This window comes from Ferruginibacter sp. HRS2-29 (assembly GCF_024343615.1).
Taxonomy (GTDB): domain Bacteria; phylum Bacteroidota; class Bacteroidia; order Chitinophagales; family Chitinophagaceae; genus Ferruginibacter.
Map to the genome: position 1 here is coordinate 125,980 of NZ_RJUB01000015.1, position 17,022 is coordinate 143,001.

The 17,022-nt window shown below is 45.0% G+C and carries 13 protein-coding genes; 3 read left to right on the top strand and 10 right to left on the bottom strand.

From position 1 onward, the window contains the following. Nucleotides 1–161 precede the first annotated feature (161 nt). The 8 genes from EGI32_RS07600 to EGI32_RS07635 all read right to left on the bottom strand — a co-directional run bounded on the left by EGI32_RS07600 (nt 162) and on the right by EGI32_RS07635 (nt 7,302). Nucleotides 162–818 carry a CoA transferase subunit B gene (locus tag EGI32_RS07600; RefSeq protein WP_255154786.1) on the bottom strand — a complete coding sequence of 219 codons (657 nt, stop codon included), beginning with the start codon at nt 816–818 and terminating at the stop codon, nt 162–164. 105 nt (nt 819–923) lie between these two features. Further along, nucleotides 924–1,622 carry a CoA transferase subunit A gene (locus tag EGI32_RS07605; RefSeq protein WP_369681639.1) on the bottom strand — a complete coding sequence of 233 codons (699 nt, stop codon included), beginning with the start codon at nt 1,620–1,622 and terminating at the stop codon, nt 924–926. Between the two features lie 14 nt (nt 1,623–1,636). Continuing rightward, entirely contained in the window at nt 1,637–2,086 is a 450-nt protein-coding gene (locus tag EGI32_RS07610; protein WP_255154788.1) for a DUF4296 domain-containing protein, read from the bottom strand. After that, complete coding sequence (locus tag EGI32_RS07615) at nt 2,083–3,003, bottom strand: DUF4835 family protein (RefSeq protein WP_255154789.1); 921 nt, start codon at nt 3,001–3,003, stop codon at nt 2,083–2,085. Before EGI32_RS07615 ends, EGI32_RS07610 begins: the two co-directional genes overlap by 4 nt. Further along, a complete protein-coding gene (coaBC, locus tag EGI32_RS07620) occupies nt 2,996–4,204 on the bottom strand; it encodes a bifunctional phosphopantothenoylcysteine decarboxylase/phosphopantothenate--cysteine ligase CoaBC (RefSeq protein WP_255154790.1) in 1,209 nt (402 codons plus the stop codon). The genes EGI32_RS07615 and coaBC overlap by 8 nt, the downstream gene beginning before the upstream one ends. A 70-nt stretch (nt 4,205–4,274) precedes the next feature. Further along, nucleotides 4,275–4,616 (bottom strand): DNA-directed RNA polymerase subunit omega, encoded by a 342-nt coding sequence (locus tag EGI32_RS07625; RefSeq protein WP_255154791.1) that lies wholly within the window; start codon nt 4,614–4,616, stop codon nt 4,275–4,277. Then, a complete protein-coding gene (locus EGI32_RS07630) occupies nt 4,585–5,415 on the bottom strand; it encodes an outer membrane protein assembly factor BamD (RefSeq protein ID WP_255154792.1) in 831 nt (276 codons plus the stop codon). The genes EGI32_RS07625 and EGI32_RS07630 overlap by 32 nt, the downstream gene beginning before the upstream one ends. 255 nt (nt 5,416–5,670) lie before the next feature. Next, nucleotides 5,671–7,302, bottom strand: coding sequence for an OmpA family protein (locus EGI32_RS07635; RefSeq protein ID WP_255154793.1), 1,632 nt, complete (start codon nt 7,300–7,302; stop codon nt 5,671–5,673). Between the two features lie 335 nt (nt 7,303–7,637). On the opposite strand from EGI32_RS07635, the gene EGI32_RS07640 reads away from it, so the two are divergent. From EGI32_RS07640 to EGI32_RS07650, 3 genes are read left to right on the top strand one after another with little or no spacing between them, the layout of a single operon-like run. Continuing rightward, nucleotides 7,638–8,600, top strand: coding sequence for a polyprenyl synthetase family protein (locus tag EGI32_RS07640; protein WP_255154794.1), 963 nt, complete (start codon nt 7,638–7,640; stop codon nt 8,598–8,600). A gap of 2 nt (nt 8,601–8,602) precedes the next feature. After that, nucleotides 8,603–10,306, top strand: coding sequence for a single-stranded-DNA-specific exonuclease RecJ (gene recJ / locus EGI32_RS07645; RefSeq protein WP_255154795.1), 1,704 nt, complete (start codon nt 8,603–8,605; stop codon nt 10,304–10,306). Between the two features lie 50 nt (nt 10,307–10,356). Continuing rightward, nucleotides 10,357–11,031 (top strand): methyltransferase domain-containing protein, encoded by a 675-nt coding sequence (locus tag EGI32_RS07650; RefSeq protein ID WP_255154796.1) that lies wholly within the window; start codon nt 10,357–10,359, stop codon nt 11,029–11,031. 122 nt (nt 11,032–11,153) lie between these two features. Here the strand turns inward: EGI32_RS07650 and htpG are convergent, their stop codons facing one another. Both htpG and EGI32_RS07660 read right to left on the bottom strand, forming a co-directional pair. Beyond that, nucleotides 11,154–13,022 (bottom strand): molecular chaperone HtpG, encoded by a 1,869-nt coding sequence (gene htpG, locus EGI32_RS07655; RefSeq protein WP_255154797.1) that lies wholly within the window; start codon nt 13,020–13,022, stop codon nt 11,154–11,156. 187 nt (nt 13,023–13,209) lie between these two features. Then, complete coding sequence (locus EGI32_RS07660) at nt 13,210–17,004, bottom strand: lamin tail domain-containing protein (protein WP_255154798.1); 3,795 nt, start codon at nt 17,002–17,004, stop codon at nt 13,210–13,212. Nucleotides 17,005–17,022: the final 18 nt, after the last annotated feature.

Sequence of the window (17,022 nt, forward strand, 5' to 3'; positions counted from 1 at the left end):
GCGATTACACAGATTGATTTTTACTTCGTAAAAATAAAAATGCAGTTTATAAAAAGTTGTAGGACTTTATAAACTGCATTTTCATTTTGCGCCAGCAAAATAATCTGTGTAATCGCCTAATCAATCTAAAATCCGTGATCCTTCTTCCTCTCTTCAGGTAATCAAAAAATCATTTCAGGAATTTGTCCTTCTACTGTAAGTTTGCCTGCAGTCTTTTCTTTGATCTCTTCCACACTCACGCCCGGTGCACGTTCCAGCAGATGAAAAGCGCCGTCTTTTATTTCCAGCACCGCCAGTTCGGTCACGATCTTTTTTACGCAGCGTTTACCCGTTAGCGGTAGTGAACATTCCGGCAACAATTTACTTTCTCCTTTTGGATTGGTATGCATCATGGCCACAATAATATTCTTTGCGCTGGCCACCAGGTCCATGGCACCACCCATGCCTTTCACCATTTTACCCGGTATTTTCCAGTTGGCTATATCACCATCCTGGCTCACTTCCATGGCGCCCAATACAGTGAGGTTGATCTTTCCGGAGCGGATCATACCGAAGCTCATCGCGCTGTCGAAAAATGCAGATCCTGGTAGTGTGGTGATAGTTTGTTTGCCTGCATTGATCAGGTCGGCATCTTCCTTGCCTTCTTCGGGAAAAGGGCCCATGCCCAGCAATCCGTTCTCGCTCTGCAATACTACTTCCATTCCTTCGGGAATGTAATTGGCCACCAGCGTAGGAATACCGATTCCGAGATTTACATAAAATCCGTCCTGGAGTTCCCGGGCAATGCGTTGTGCTATCTGGAATTTGTCTAAAGCCATATGGTGAATGGTGAATGGTGAATTGTGAAACCTTCGAAGGTTTTTAAGTTTTTTAAAGTTTCTAAAACCTGCGGTGGTCAGTGGTCGGTGGTCAGTCGTCGGTCGTCACTTCTTCCTCACTGTCAGTTGTTCAATCCTTTTTTCATAATTTTTCCCCTCGAATATCCGCTGAACGTACACTCCGGCAGTATGTACCTGGTTGGGATCGAGTTCGCCGACAGGCACAAGTTCTTCTACTTCCGCAATGGTGATCTTTGCAGCCATCGCCATCAGCGGATTGAAATTGCGTGCTGTGTCTTTGAAAATAAGGTTTCCCTGCGTATCCCCTTTCCAGGCCTTGACGAGTGCAAAATCAGCATCAAATGCATATTCCAGCAGGTAATCTTTTCCGTTGAAATTACGGACCTCCTTGCCTTCGGCTACTTCGGTTCCTACGCCGGCAGGTGTAAAGATGGCAGGCATACCGTACCCCGCCGCCATGCAACGCGTAGCCAATGTTCCCTGCGGGATAAGTTCCACTTCCAGTTCGCCACTCAGCAACTGCCTTTCAAATTCCGCATTTTCCCCTACATAGGAAGAGATCATCTTTTTCACCTGGTGCTGTTTCAACAAAAGGCCGATACCAAAATCATCCACGCCGGCATTATTGGAAATACAGGTGAGCTCTTTCGTTCCTTTTTTTACAAGCGCCGCGATCCCGTTTTCAGGGATGCCGCAAAGCCCGAACCCACCCAGCATAATGGTGCTTCCATCAGGAATATCGGCCAATGCCTGCTCAGCATTATCGAATATTTTTTTCATAATCTTGAATCTCGTAATTATTTAATGTTGGAAGTATCGATCCTTCCCCGGCCAAGACGGTTACGCGGAATATAGTTGCTGTCCCGCTTTGCCAGGCTATCGGGTCCCGCAGTCACAACAACCGGAACCACGATCTGCGGGTCAGGAATGCGCCTTTTGCGTGCTGTCATGCTATCGAGTAACACCTGCATCTCGTCCGGATGCTGCTGATACCAGGTATAACTGTTATAAAACTCTTCTTTCGTGATCTTATATTTCGCGAAGATGGCTTTCTGCAATCGGACATTTTCTGCCGGAAGATTTTTGGAAGAGTCTACGCTGATGAAATCGGTGGTAAAAATATCAGCCCTGATATAATCCCACAACACCTCCTGCATCTTATCCGGCTCAATGATGCCGCGGCTTTTTTTATCCGAACAGGCAAACAGCACCGTACACAACAGCATAGCCAACAGGTATCTCATCATTTTAATTCATCTTTATATTTTCCGGCATTGGTGATATCGAGCTTGGGCAAAAGTTCCAATGCCCTGGCTTTATCCTGTGGCAATGCTTTGGAAAATATCTTCACCAACTCTGTACCCTTTCCCTGAAAAAAGAACTGGTTGATCATCGTGTTCGGATTATCCGTATTGAACTTATCAAGCAGGTTCAATACATTGATCATTTCTGCACGGGCGGCATTCTCATCATCATAGAACTTATCCATCCCCAGGCGGTAGTAATTGTAGTAAGCGTCGTGCATGGCACTATATCGTGTATTCAACATATTTTCTACCAGCCAGTAACGGTTACGTAATCCGTCAAATGCACGCCAGCCACTTATTCCACGGCCATCGGGTGCATTGTTTACAATATTCTGTGCCTTTAAAAAATAAGTATCACCGCCATGAAGTGAAAATGAAGCGTAATCGAAAGCGATAATGAGGTTGGCGTAATAAGCGAATACGGCCGTAAGATTAGATACCAGCGCATCATTACCCGCCACCCTGTTTTCATTGTATTCGAGCTGCTGAAATTCTACATACTTAAAGATGACATTATCATCCTTAAAATTTACGATCGGCGACAGGTACGATGTGTTGAACACAGGCCGGGCCGCCTGAATGGTCAGCGATGCGCTGTATACATTCAGTTCGCTGGTTTGCTCCAGGTTCAGTAAGAAATTACAGGCGATCTTTTCATTCGGGGCAAAAGCGTCGGATGTCCATTTCCTGTTGTTCAAAAAATTATTCAACGCTGTCTGCAGCGTAACGAATGCATTCTTATTTACAATGTTATTTAAACGTGTAGTCACTACCGTTACCTTGGCATTCAGTTCCTGGGCTTTCGCACCTGCACTGAAGAGGAATATTAAACCGGCGGCTACAATCAATTTACGCATGTGCAACATTAATGAGGGTGTTTATAATATCAGCGGCTATCTCGCTTTTGGGCCTGGTATCGAAATGATGCTCGTTACCCTGCTTGTCAAAAATAGTGATTTTGTTCGTGTCGTGGCCGAAACCCGCACCTGCATCCTTCAGCGAATTCAATACGATCATATCCGCATTTTTCTGCTGAAGCTTTTTAAGTGCATGTTCCTTTTCATTGGTTGTTTCCAATGCGAACCCTGCCACAAACTGACCCTCTTTTTTCAACTCGCCTAATCGTTTCAATATATCCGCTGTCTTCTTTAATTCCAATGTGAGTGTTTCGCCGCTCTTTTTGATCTTTTCGGGCGCTACAGTTACCGGGGTGTAATCTGCTACTGCAGCACACATGATGGCGATATCCACCGATGGAAAAATGCTTGTACAGGCATCGTACATTTCGCTGGCGGAAACCACCCGTTTCACAGTCATTCCCGCGGGGACTTTCTCTACTGTAGGGCCCAGCACCAAAGTCACATCGGCACCACGACTGCGGCATTCTTCGGCCAACGCTATCCCCATTTTTCCGGAGGAATGATTACCGATAAAACGCACCGGGTCCATCGCTTCGTAAGTTGGTCCCGCGCTTACCAGTATTTTTTTACCTGTCAGCTGTACTTTTTTTTTAAACCATTCTTCCAGCCATGCTACTATTTCTTCCGGCTCGGCCATACGCCCCTGCCCCGTTAATCCGCTGGCAAGTTCGCCGCTATTGACAGGGATCACTTCATTATGATACGACTTTATCGTTGCAATATTTTTTTGTGTGGAAGGATGGAGCCACATGTCTTCGTCCATCGCGGGAGCCGCCACTACAGGGCAGGTGGCGGAAAGATACACCGCCATCAGCAGGTTGTCGCAGGCGCCACTGGCCATACTGGACAGTGTGTTGCAGGTTAACGGCGCCATCAGCATGATATCCGCCCAGCGGCCCAGCATCACATGATTGGACCAGGTGTCGTTTTCTGACAGTTCGAATAATACATCGTTCTTTGATAAAGTACTCAAAGTAAGCGGGGCGATAAATGAAGTGGCGGGTGGTGTCATGATGACCTTCACTTCAGCACCGGCTTTTATCAGCAATCGTACGATCACGGCAGATTTATAGGCAGCTATACTTCCGGTGATCCCTAAAATGATCTTTTTCCCTTTGAGCATAAAGTAAAACGGCACGCTTTTTTGCGTGCCGTTAAAATTATAACTTCTTATTGAAACCGTGCGTTAAAATTAAATCCATTCCAGCTTAGCTGAAAAGATCTTCATCATTCTTACGGAAGTACACTTTGTCTTCCAGGAACTCCGTAGTAGCCAGCAATGCGGGGTTAGGCATGCGTTCGTAAGCGCGGGATATTTCAATCTGCTCTTTATTTTCATGGATCTCTTCCAGGCTATCGGTATGGCTGGCAAACTCTTCCAGTTTGTTGTGCAGTTCTTCCTTGATGGTTATATTGATCTGGTTAGCCCTTTTTGCAATGATGGCAATTGACTCGTATAAATTACCAGTCTTGTTTTTCAGGTCGATCAATTTTTTCGGTTCTACTACACTGCTGGTATTAGCGCTTAGCTGACGACGTAGTTTGCTCATTTTGTATATCTTTTATATGATTTTTACTTAAGTTGCTATATTCTTCTGCGCTTTTGAGCAGTTTGCTATCCGGGTACCTGTCCATAAAATCCTGGTATTCGGTAGTTACTTTACCATAACGCTCTTCCTGTTTGTCTATTATGCTCAGTTTGGCAAATCGGTAATAAGATTTTACCACCATGTATTTATATTCATCTCCTTTAGCCGATTCAGGATAGTTGTTCAAAAGATCTGCGAATGCGATTGCCGAAGCCCTGAATTGCCCGAGGTTATAATATAACTGTGCTGCCCTGAATTCTTTTTGTTCCAGTTTTTGCCTGCAAAGATCGATGATCGCTGTAGCCTCCTTGGTCCTCTCGGATCCCGGATGCGTATTGATGAAACTCTGCATCATATTCATCGCTTTCACCGTATTTACCTGTTCCAGTTCCAGTTTAGGACTCTGCTTGTAGAAAGAATAAGCCCTCATGTAATCCACTTCTTCGGCCTTGGCGCTGGTAGGAAAAACTTCGAGGTAACCTTTGAAGAGATTCTCTGCATCCCTGTATTGCCCCTGGTAATAATAACAGTAAGCATATTTATAATAAAGATCTTCAAATTTCTGTGTTCCCTTAAAAACCGGGAACAACGATTCGTAAAGTTCCTGGGCATGACGATAACTACCTTTACTATAGTATTCATCCGCCTTCGCGAGCTTGAAATCCACATCCTTGCTTTTTTCGATCTTGCTGTATTTACCACAGGAAACTACCACAAGGCTTACCAATATTACCGCGAAAACATTTTTGATCAATTTCATAAAGAATTGCAAAATTAACTGATTTTGTTCAAAAATGAACCTATTTTAATTATTCTCCAAAAATCATACGTTAAAAGGTTCAAAATGTTCAAGAGGTTCAAAATGTTATGACCATTTGAACCTTTGAACCTCTTGAACCTTTTGAACCTTTTGAACCTTTTGAACCTTTTGAACCTTTCAGAATAAAAAACCCTCCCAAAAGGGAGGGTTTCATCATTGAGCAAAAAGTGGAATTAAAACTTATTTTAGTTAGACTTATTTAATGTCTACTGTGTTTTTATCTCCACCACCAACTTCGCAGTTAGTAGTGATCCTGTCTGCACTGATACCTTCTTTTTCAACAAGGTATTGTTTTGCAGCTTCTACCCTTTTCTGGCAAACAGCCTGAGAAGCTTTAGATGCTTCAGGGTAGCCATTGATAGTGATAGTACAAGTAGGATTAGCTTTCAATTTAGCTGCCACAGTTGACAACAGAGCTTTGTTATCGTTGCTGATAGAAGCAGTATTTCCTTTGAAAGTGATGCTTGGGTAATCAGTAGGGCAAGCGTTTACCGGAACTGCAGCAATATTTTTGCAGCATTCTGGATCTGGACATTTACCAACACCATCAGCGTCAACTGGTTGACATTCTGTAGGAGTGATCAATTGTTTATCCTTGCAATCCGGAACACCATCACCATCTGTATCTTTAGTTACACCGTGAGTATCAACCGGGCAACCTGCAGGAGTGTTTGGTTCGCGATCAAGCTGATCAACAACACCATCACCATCAGCATCGTCGAATACTGGTTTTGGAAGTTTCATGTGCTTTGGATTGTTCAACTCGCTGTAAGCGTAATCCAAAGGATTCAACCACCATAGTGGTTCAACAGATTTTGCACCAAGGTTGAAATTCAAACCAAGAGACAGGTAGTTGTAAGAATCGTAATCACGTGTAAGTACCGGATCACCAACTCCTTGTTCCTGCCAGCGCTGGCCATCCAACAGATCATCCTTCACGAAAGTGTGACGGTCTTCCAAAGCGATGTTAATGCGCCTGCTAAGTTTGAAGGCAACACCAGCCAATACAGTTCCTGATGGTTTCAGGGTTTTGTCGCCCAAAACCGGACGGCGTGAACCTTGAGATTCAGCAGCTGTTTCATACGTATCATCCATACCGTCTTTCAACGCTTTACGGATGTCTTTGCGGTTTTTGTAAACATCAGCACCCTGCTGGTTGTACACGTTCCTGAAAAGTGCAGCATAATTATTGCCATTAGCATCCAATGCGTTCACTTTTACATCATACACAGTAGCACCTAAACCGACACCACCATAAAGTACGAAACCAGTTTTTTGTTTGTGGAAACGAACATTGTTCAGCGTAAAAATACCCTGGATGCTCAGATCCTGAACGTTTGTCTTGTAGTTGTAGTAAACAAGATCTTTTGAAGTTGCAGCGGCACCACCGTAACCATAACGGTATTCGATATTACCGGCATTGCTCCTCTGGACGGAAGCGTACCTGTTCCAGGCGCTGTTCCTTGAGAAGTTTTCAGAAATAGTCCAGTTAAGACCTTTTGCATTACCATTCAGGTATTGCGCCCTTAACGAGAAAATGTAACCGAACGCTTTCCTTACATGAGCAGAGAAACCGAAAGTCGGGATCTTGGAGCTTACATCGCCGGAGATTGTTGGTACACCGCCAGAAATACCGATTTCCCACATATTGCGTGGTTTTGCAGGAAAATTGTACGAATTATTCCAGAATTCGTTTTGCTGCGGCATTCTTTTAGAAGTGATTACGGAAGAGTCATAAATGTCATAACCACTCCCGGTTTGTGCGAATGCTCCTACTGAAAGCAGCATAAACGCCATTAAAAATAATTTGTACTTTTTGCTTGCCATAACTTAATGATTGAAATTTCTAATTTTTATACGAGTTGATTAATAAGCAAATTTATCGCATTGAATGCCAATATACAAATTTTTTTAGCAATTATTTATATAAACGCATTTTGATATCCCGATTTTAAGTAGTAAATGGTATAAAATCAATACGGTTTCATTTTCCCGATAGCTTCTACTAGACGCATCTGACCTGGAATTAGTTGCATGGAGTAAATTAAAAAATTACGAATTACGAATTACGAACTGGTTCATTTGCAGCAGAAACACCTTTTCCCCATTCGTAATTTGCAATTCGTAATTCTTAATTGAACTATCTTGCTTCTTTTTTATAAATGAAATTTGTAACTGATATCATCGGAACCGAGCTGAAAACCTTTGAAAAGAAGTTTTCGGAGGCGGTAGAAAGTAATACCCCCTTCCTGGATACGATAATGAAATACATTATCAAACGGAAAGGGAAACAATTACGCCCCATGTTCGTTTTTCTGAGCGCCCGCCTGCATGGCCCCGTCAACGAAAGCACCTACAGGGCTGCCGCTCTCGTTGAAATGTTGCACACAGCCACCCTCGTGCACGATGATGTGGTAGACGAATCTTTTGAGCGACGGGGGTTTTTCTCCATCAATGCCGTCTGGAAAAACAAGATCGCCGTACTGGTCGGCGATTACCTGCTGTCCAAAGGCCTCCTGCTTTCCACTTCCAATGAAGATTTTCAGCACCTGCACATCCTCTCGGATGCCGTACGCAAAATGAGTGAAGGCGAATTATTACAGATTGAAAAATCGAGGAAACTCAATCTCGATGAAGCCGTTTATTTTGAGATCATCCGCAATAAAACCGCTTCCCTGCTGTCTTCCGCCTGTGGTGTGGGCGCTTACAGCACCACCAAAAGCGAGGAAATAACAGCGCAGATGAAACTTTTCGGCGAAAAGGTCGGCATCGCTTTCCAGATCAAAGACGACCTTTTTGATTATGGCAATGAAGATGTGGGCAAACCTACCGGAAATGACATTCAGGAAAAAAAACTGACTTTACCGTTGATTTTCACCCTCAATAATATGGAACGTTCCGGAAAAAAAGAACTTATTTACATCATCAAGAACGAGAACAAGGATAAGAAAAGAGTGCAGCATGTGATCGACACGGTGGTGAAAACAGGGGGGATCGAATACGCCCGCAAAAAAATGTTCGAATACCGCGACGAAGCCCTTGCCATCCTCTATTCTTTTCCCGAAGGCCCCGAGCGTAATGCCCTGGAGGAACTCGTGCGTTATACTACAGACAGAAAATATTAAGCTTGGAAAAGAGATGGAACATACTGGCTTTTGACGAAGCCAAAGCTACGGCGTTGCAGCAACAGCTGAAGATCAGCAAACGCCTGTGTGGCATACTGGTTCAGCGGGGCATCGAAGACTTTGAAAGTTCCCGCAATTATTTCCGCCCCCGACTCTCCATGCTCCATAGCCCATGGCTGATGAAGGATATGGATAAAGCTGTCACACGCCTCATCTCCGCTTTTGACAATAAAGAAAAAATACTGGTATTTGGCGATTACGATGTGGATGGCACTACCGCTGTGGCCTCTATGTATAGTTTTCTTTCCGGCATATACGATCCGGCCTTGCTGGATTTTTATATTCCTCACCGCTACCGCGAGGGGTATGGCGTAAGCAAAGCGGGGATTGATCATGCTGCCGCCAATGGATACGGGCTCATCGTGTGCCTCGATTGCGGGATCAAATCGGTAGAACTGATCGCTTATGCAGCATCGCTGGGGATAGATTTTATCGTTTGCGATCATCACCTGCCCGGCGAAGAATTACCTCCTGCTGCCGCGATATTGAATCCCAAGCAACCAGGCTGCGAATATCCTTACAAGGAATTATGCGGCTGTGGCGTAGGCTTCAAGCTGATGACGGCATTGACCGAAGCGCTGAATACAGATGAAGGAAATCTCTACAGCTATCTTGACCTGGTAGCTACCGCTATAGCGGCAGATATTGTACCTATAACCGGAGAGAACCGCGTGCTTGCTTATTTCGGGTTAAAAAAGATCAATGAGAATCCCCTGCCGGGAATAAGATCCCTGGTTGAATTGTCGGGTGCGAAGCCGCCACTCAGCATTACAAATGTTGTGTTTGTTATTGCACCAAGAGTGAATGCTGCAGGGCGTATGGACGATGCCCGTAAAGCGGTGCAATTGTTTATCGAAAAAGATCCGGTCAAAGCTTTCGGGCTGGCCGAAATGCTGCACAACGATAATGCGGAACGAAAAGAAGCCGACCGCTCCATCACAGCAGAAGCGCTGGAACTGATGATTGAAGATATTGATCTCAACGACAAGACATCGACCGTGGTATACCGCGAACACTGGCACAAAGGTGTGGTGGGCATTGTAGCTTCCCGGCTGATCGAAACACATCACCGCCCTACCGTGGTGCTTACCTACAGCAACGGCCTGGCCACCGGAAGCGCCAGGAGCGTACCCGGATTCAATCTTTATGAAGCCATTTACGCCTGCCGCGAATACCTGGTAGCGTATGGCGGGCATTTTGCCGCGGCAGGTTTATCGATGTTGCCCGAACATGTAGAGCCGTTCCGGCAAAAATTTGAAATGGTCGTGGAAACCACGATCGATAAACAATTGCTGATCCCCGAAATTGTGATCGATGCAGAACTCGATCTTACAGAAATAAAAGAAGCCTTTTACAGTATACTCACACAGATGGAACCATACGGCCCGCAGAATATGCGCCCCGTGTTCATCACAAAAAATGTAACAGACACTGGTTTTTCGAGGATATTGAAAGAACAACATGTTCGTTTTTCCATCTGGCAAAAAGATGTGGTGCTAACGGGCATCGGTTTCAACATGGCGGATAAATTTCCGCTGATAGAATCCAGGCGGCCATTTGATATCGTGTACACGATCGATGAAAACGAATGGAACGGAACAAAAACGCTGCAGCTGAAAGTAATAGATGTGAAGTTCAGCGGGTGAATGAGTGAATGGGTCAATGGGTGAATAGATAACGGGCTTAAAACAATAGAATGATGCAACTATTTAATTATATAAAATATTTTTTCTACCTCGCTTCTAACTGGGGCCTGAAGATCGGCATACACATTATCCGGCAGGAAATACGCGGCGAAAAAAAATACGGCATCCGGACTACGGGCGCCGATGAGTTAAAAAAACTGGAAGAAAAAGGTGTGGACATTTCTCACGCCACCATCTACATGCCCGCGAGTTACGATGTGCTGGAAGAACTCTTTGCGCAGATAACGCCGTCATCCTATCATCACTTCATCGATATCGGCTGTGGCAAAGGGCGTGCGCTGTGTGTGGCTGCGCAACAGGGTTTCACAAAAGTGACCGGCATCGATTTTTCAAAAGAGCTGTGTGAAGTTGCTAAAACCAATCTTCAAAAAACAGCAGCAGGAATTCCGGCCCTGGAATATAAGGTCATCAACAACGACGCATTTTATTTTAACATACCGCCGGATGCAGATTGCATATTTCTATTCAACCCTTTTGACGAGATCATCATGAGTGGCGTGGTAAATAATATTGAAAAAAGCCTGGAAGAAAATCCCCGGGCCATCACCGTCATTTACCTGAATAGTTTACACAAAGAACTTTTTGCAAAACAAAAATATACGGAAGTGTATCATACGCAGCAGATGAAATATCTGCAGGGAGTAATATTCAGGAAGAATGTATGATGTATGATGTATGATGTTTTCCAAATCAAACTATAAAATAAAACTCCGAAGTTTTTAAACTTCGGAGTTTTATTTTATAGTTACAACTTAAAGAGATCATACATCATAGATCATACATTGTTTTAGTTTTCCATCAACTGTACGCTCCTGTTTATGAATTCCGTCAGGTTTTTACCGGTCAATAATCCTTGTGATAACAAAGCAAGATCAGCCAGGTTCTTCACCAGTTTTTCCTGCTTGGCTTCTTCTTTTTCGGCGAGTATATTTTTATAGATCGCATGATTCCCATTTACAGTAATGTTCACTTCATCGGGCATCTGCGCATAAAACTGTGCCATACCGCCGCCCATGCTGGCCATCTCTTTCATCCTTCTCATTTGCTCAGGCCTCGTAGCTGTAACCGGCGGAGCATCTGCACTAAGGCCTTTTACTTCTACGCTGATGTGCAGGCCTTCCTGCGGTTGTTCAAATAAAGTCTTTAGTTTTTCTGCTTCTTCTTTACTCAATACACTTTCGCTGCCTTCCGATTTATCGATCAGGTTGTCTGCTATATCGGCATCTACACGCGTAAACAATGAATCGCTCCATTTCATTTCAACATTGCTGATGAATGCAGCATCCACAAGGGTTTCCATCTTCACCACGATGTATCCTTTAGCGATGGCCTGCTGTACATAAGCATCCTGCGCCACGGGGTTGGTGGTATACAAAATCACCTGTTTACCTTCCTTATTTTTTTGAGTGGCTGATGTAGCCGTTTTATATTCTTCCAGCGTGTAGAACTTACCATTAGTATCCTGCAGCACAAAGAATTTGGTGGCTTTGTCGAGGAACTTGTCGTCAGTCATCATGCCATACTTCACAAACAAGCCAAGGCTTTCCCATTTTTCTTCAAAAGCCGGCCTGTCGTTGTTGAAAATTTCTTCCAGTTTGTCCGCTACTTTTTTAGTGATATGCGCATTGATCTTTTTCACGTTCGGATCGCCCTGCAGGTAGCTACGGCTCACATTCAGCGGGATATCCGGGCTGTCGATCACACCATGCAGCAACATCAAAAATTCCGGAACGATGTCTTTCACTTCATCTGTTACAAATACCTGGTTACTGTACAGCTGTATCTTGTCTTTCTGGATCTCGTAGCTCTGTTTGATCTTCGGGAAATACAGGATACCCGTAAGGTTGAATGGATAATCCACATTGAGGTGGATCCAGAACAGCGGTGTTTCGCTGAAAGGATATAACTCTTTATAAAAATTTTCGTAATCTTCTTTTGTAAGTTCCGATGGCTTTTTTGTCCAGGCCGGATGAGTGTTGTTGATCGGCCTTGCTTCTTCCGCTGTTTCTCCTTCTTTCAGTTCTTCAGCTTTTTCATTGGCATCGTGGAAATAAATAGAAACCGGCAGGAACTTACAGAATTTTTCAAGCACGGATTTTACTTTATACGCATCCAGAAATTCTTTGCTTTCTTCATTGATGTGAAGGATGATATCGGTTCCACGCAATTCTTTTTCTGCCGGCTCAAGGGTAAATTCCGGACTGCCATCGCAGATCCATCTTACCGCCTGGGCACCTTCGCGGAAACTTTTGGTCACCACTTCCACTTTTTCACTTACCATGAAAGAGGAATAAAAACCAAGCCCGAAATGGCCGATGATATTATTTTCGTTTTGTCCTTTGTATTTCTGTAAAAACTCTTCCGCCCCGCTGAATGCCACCTGGTTGAGGTATTTGTCCACTTCTTCTTCTGTCATCCCCACCCCACGGTCGCTGATGGTGATGGTCTTTTTTTCCGCATCTACGGTAACGTCTATCCTCAGTTCGCCAAGATCGCCTTTTGCTTCGCCGATGGAAGAAAGGGTCTTTAGTTTTTGTGTGGCATCCACTGCATTGCTGACAAGTTCTCGGATAAAAATGTCATGCTCACTGTATAAAAATTTCTTGATGATCGGAAAAATGTTCTCCGTTTGTACACGTATGTTGCCTTTTTGCATAAGTTTTTAATTGTTTATGGTAGCCGTGCAAACAGAATACCAATATAGGTTTGGTGACAGGATGACATTGGGAAGTTTAGGGTTTAGATATCAGGGTTTAGAGCTGACTTGCTTCTAAACCATGATCTCTAAACAAAAAAATCCCGGTTCTTTTTAAGAACCGGGATTTTTGATATTCGATGATATTTTACTTGATAATGATCTGTTTCCTGATCTTGTATTCATAATTCTCGATCTGGAAAATGTATACACCGGAAGGAATAAATCCTGGAATGATGAAGCTGTCGTTGATGAAGCCTATCTGTACCAGCATTTCTTTTTTGAATACTTTCTGCCCGGCCATGTTGTACAATGCTGCTGCGTAGTGCCCTGGTTTGATCGGGTTGAGGCTGAAGCTGAGTTTACCACCCCTCAAAGCAGGAGTTGAATAAACGATCAGTCCCTGTCCTACCGCAAATGTGGTAAAGGAAACCTGAGCACTGTATGTTTTACCATTCGCATTTTGAGCAAACGCTTTGTAGTAGTAAGTAGCGCCTGGCGCCAGTCCACTGAGGCTAATGGAGAAATTGCCACCAGCCTGGTTATTGGAAGCAACCACAGTACCTTGACCGTTAGCAAAACCATTGATCGAGCTGTATTCAAAACCATAAGTGGTAACGGCAGAACAACCGATCGAAGATATCGTGGCATTCAACTGCGCTGTAGTAGTTGAGATTGCGGAAGCCGCTACTGCAGCCACTGCAGGAGGTGTGTTCAATCCTGCGCCGGTAACCGGTATGTTAACCGCAGAAGCAATCCCACCACCCGAAAGCGGAATATTGCCATTGTAAGACTGTGCAGCCGTTGGAGTGAACTTCACATACACAGCCTGCGAGAAAGTGCCGCCCGGTTGTGTGATGGTCAATGATGGAGTGAATGTTCCTGTAGCGGTTGTAGAAAAACTATAACCAGCCAGCGGGCCTACCACTACGTTAGCAGTAGTAAGGTTTGCGCCACCCAGGTTGACAAGGTTCGGGCCTGCTGAACCAGGCAGACAAACATTTCCAAAAGCAGTTAACGGACCTGCCACTAATACTGCCGGAGGAGGGGCTACTGTTGTAAAGCTCAGTTGAGCGCCATAAGCTGTACCGCCGCCATTGGTAGCATACGCCCTGTAATAATATACAGTAGCGCCTGTAAGTGCCGTAAGTGTAGAAGTAAATACTCCTGAAGATATGTTGGTAGAAACTACTTTCGTACCTGTACCCGTTGGAAAATTATTGGTAGTGCTGTATTCGATCCCGTAGGCTGTAACTGCTGTACAACCATTGGCAGAAATAGTTCCTGCTGCCACAGCACTGTTAACGGTGATAGTAGTAGCGGCACCTGTTGCAACTGTTGCGGTAGTATTTACACCCGCACCTGTAGCGGCAACATTCACAGGAGTTGCAAGCCCGCCACCAGCAACTACGATGTTACCATTGTAAGACTGAACAGCTGCTGCAGTCAGTTGTACAAATATCTCCTGGCTGTATGTACCGCCTGGCTGTGTAAGTGATAAAGTGGCAGTAAACGGACCAGTAGCAGACGTTGAATAAGCATAGCCTGCGAGGGCAGCCACTGTTACATTTTCGTTGGTAAGGTTAACACCATTGATCGTAAATGAATTGGTGACCGATGTGGTACCGGTACAGATATTACCGAAAGCAGCCAATGCCGTGGTAGTCACTGCAGGCGCTGTTGCTGAAATACCATTACCGCTTACCGCGATAGTAAGTGCTGTAGCAACACCGCCACCGCTGATGGTCACATTACCGGTTTTTACACCCTGGGTCTGCGGTGTAAACCTTACATAAACCGGGGTAGCAGCAAGAGTTGCAGAAGTATATGGTATGGTAGCAGAAGCAGCGAATGTTGTGTTATCATTAGATACCTGGAAATCTGCAGATGGAGCAGTGATGGTGATCACGCCAGGGAAACCGGTAAGGTTGGTTCCTGAAACTGTGAAGCTCTGTGAAGCAGAGTTGGTCAATACCACTACGCTTCCGAAATCGTTGATAGTGCCTGCAGTAGTTAATGCAGGATTAACGGGCGCTACACTACAAACATTAGCAGCAGTTGCACTGTTTCTCGCCAATACAGTTCCCAGTTCAAAATCAGCAAGGTTGTTGTCAGTATCTGTACAGCCATTGCTTTTCCTGTACATCGATTTCGTATTATCGATACCGGTAGTAGTGAATGTATTTCCTTCTGCACAGGTAGCTATGTTGGCCGTAGTGCTGAAACCGAGTACATCTACCACTGATGCGTTTGAGCAGGCAGTTGTACCATTTAATATAGTGCTGTTATTTACCAGCGCTACTTTACCGGCAGTACCGGAAAGGTTGGTGGTAACAGGGCCTACAAAATCCGCTGTTGGCAGGTTGGCACCTACGGTTCCTACAGCGGCAAAAGAAACAAGGAAATATTTACCCGCGCCGATAGAAGAACCAGCCGGAAGAATAGCGCCATTCCAGTCACCTGCACCGCTAGGTCCGCTGAAAGATGCATATTGTACGCTCCAGCCGCTGATATCTACAGCAGTTGTGCCGGAGTTGAATAACTCAACAAAATCCTGGTTGTAAGTAGCCGACGTATTGCCTCCGCCACCATATACCTGGCTGATGCGTACCTGCGAACCTGATGGAGGTGCAGCATTCACACCTGTACCGCTGATAGCAACGGTAACGGCAGTGGCAGTACCACCGCCTGTGATGCTGATATTGCCTGTCTTGACACCTACCGTCTGTGGGGTGAAACGTACATACACGGTAGTTGCAGCCAATGTAGCTGAAGTGTAAGGTATAGTTGTTGATGCAGCAAATGTGGTATTGTTGCTGGATACCTGGAAATCAGCAGAAGGGGCTGTAATGGTAATATTGCCCGGGAAACCGGTAAGATTTGTACCGCTTACTGTAAAGCTCTGTGAAGCCGAATTGGTAAGGATGGTTACGTTTCCGAAATCATTAACCGTACCGGCTGTTGTAAGGGTAGGCACCGTAGCCGCCACACCCGTACCATTCAATGCTACCGTAAGCGCCGGTGATTGCCCACCGCCGGTGATGCTGATGTTTCCTGCTTTCAGGCCGGCCGTTTGTGGGCTGAACCTTACATAGACAGGAGTAGAAGCAAGTGTTGCACTGGTAAAAGGAACGGTTACCGATGCTGAGAACGTAGTGTTATTGGTAGACACTTCAAAATCTGCTGATGGTGCAGTGATAGTGATCACGCCGGGGAAACCGGTCAGGTTTGAACCTGAAAGGTTGAAGGTTTGTGAAGCTGAACTTGCACCAACTGTAACATTTCCAAAACCAGCGATGCTGCCGGTTACGGTCAGTGCCGGTGTGGTAGAGCTGCCGCAAACAACTGCAGCTGAAGCGCTGTTACGCGGAGCCGGGGCTTCCACTGTAAAATCCGCTCCGTTATTATTGGTATCTGTACAACCATTTGCCTTACGCAAAGCTGCGGTAGAATTGCTTAAAACCCCTGTAGCTGCTGCTCCTTCAAAACAAACTGAAGAACCAAAACCTACCAGGTCTATCACTGCCGTAGGACAAGCAGTAACTGCTGTAGTACCATTCACCAGGGCTACACGGCCGTTGGTAGATGACATCGCTACTTCGGCACCTGTAACGGGGTTTGCATCGGGTGTGGGAAGATCTGCTCCTGTAGTGCCTATTGCACTCATCCTTACCAGGTAATATCCACCTGCAGGGATGCTGGCAGCCGGCAATGTTACAATACCCGTCCATGCGCCGGTTGCGGCTGATGAAGCGTATTGTACAGAAAGGCCTGAAGTACTTTGAGCGGTAGCCGATATATTATGCAGCTCTACGAAATCCGCTTTAAAAGGAGCGCCGGAATTTCCGCCGCCACCGTATACCTGGCTTATCACAAGAGTCGTCGACTGTGAATAAGAAAGGAATGAACACAGTACGAGTACCAGTGTAAATATTTTTTTCATAACTGAAATTTTTATTTT